This window comes from Acinetobacter sp. UBA3025 (assembly GCF_002367915.1).
In the GTDB taxonomy this organism is placed as follows: Bacteria; Pseudomonadota; Gammaproteobacteria; order Pseudomonadales; family Moraxellaceae; genus Acinetobacter.
The window spans coordinates 1-1094 of sequence record NZ_DFDO01000324.1; the positions used below are offsets into that span (position 1 = coordinate 1).

Annotated in this window: 1 protein-coding gene; it reads right to left on the reverse strand. The window is 33.1% G+C overall.

Annotated features, from left to right (window positions below):
• Positions 1–235: 235 nt before the first annotated feature.
• On the reverse strand, positions 236–733 hold the full coding sequence (locus B4J23_RS13775) for a Dps family protein (RefSeq protein ID WP_004783133.1): 498 nt from the start codon (positions 731–733) through the stop codon (positions 236–238).
• Positions 734–1094: the final 361 nt, after the last annotated feature.

The following is a 1094-nucleotide window of genomic DNA, read 5'->3' on the forward strand; positions in this document are numbered from 1 at the left end:
AAAAGCTAAATTTTCTATCTAGCCTAATATAATTAAATAGATAATAAATAAAGATTTATTGATTAAAAAATAATCTTTTAAAAGGTAAATATTTATTTTTCAAAGCCTTCACTATAGGGTGAAAGGTGGGATAAATAAGTGCTCAAAAGGATATCAATTAAATTTGAACACTTATTTATTTTAGGAAAAGCTAATTTTCTGATTTTACAGTTGTTTTCTCGATGAGAAAAATTAATTACTCTAAAGTACTTCTTAACATCCAGGCTGTTTTTTCATGCACATCAAGACGTTGCGTGATTAAATCTGCAGTCGGTTGATCGTTGACTTCATCAACAACTTCAAAAAGATTGCGTGCGGTACGAGCTACCGTTTCATGAGCATTTACCAATAAACGCAACATTTCTTGGGCATCTGGTACACCTTCTACTTCTTTAATAGCAGTCAGCTTAACAAATTGCTGGTAAGTGCCGGGTGCGGCAAAGCCTAAAGCCCGGATACGTTCTGCAATCAAATCAAGAGCATTCCACTGTTCAGTATATTGGGTCATAAACATGCTATGCAGACTATTGAACTGTGGTCCGGTGACATTCCAGTGAAAGTTGTGGGTCATCAAATAGAGGGTATAGCTGTCTGCCAATAATTTAGATAGACCTTCGACGATTTTGGCACGGTCTTCGTAAGAAATACCAATATCAATTTTCATAGCTTTAGCATTTTTTTCTGAAGAGCCCATGTTTTACTCCTTAACAATTTTGTAGAGAGATATCTTTTAAAATAGAAGTTTGCCAGTCATGGCTGAAAAGATAGGAAATCTTGGCAGCATGACCTTTTATATGAAATAGATTTTTGCCACTATTTATATGTGGAAATAATTTTAAGTACTTCTGAGTTATATAGTTTATAGGACGGGCAAAGATATAAGTTTAGGCGTTCTGTATAGCCTGGTGACAGGATTGTAACTGTATAAAGAAATTAATTTTGCCTTATAAAACTCAAATGTCTGGATCAGTTTTTTAAAAACTTGTTTTCATTTTTAGATGATTAAGCCTTTATTTCATGATTTTATCTTTTAGTAAAAACTATCAGCTTTAACG

What these genes read in the sequence shown, in the direction of transcription:
- B4J23_RS13775 (WP_004783133.1), bottom strand. Translation starts at nt 733, where the DNA reads ATGGGCTCTTCAGAAAAAAATGCTAAAGCTATGAAAATTGATATTGGT.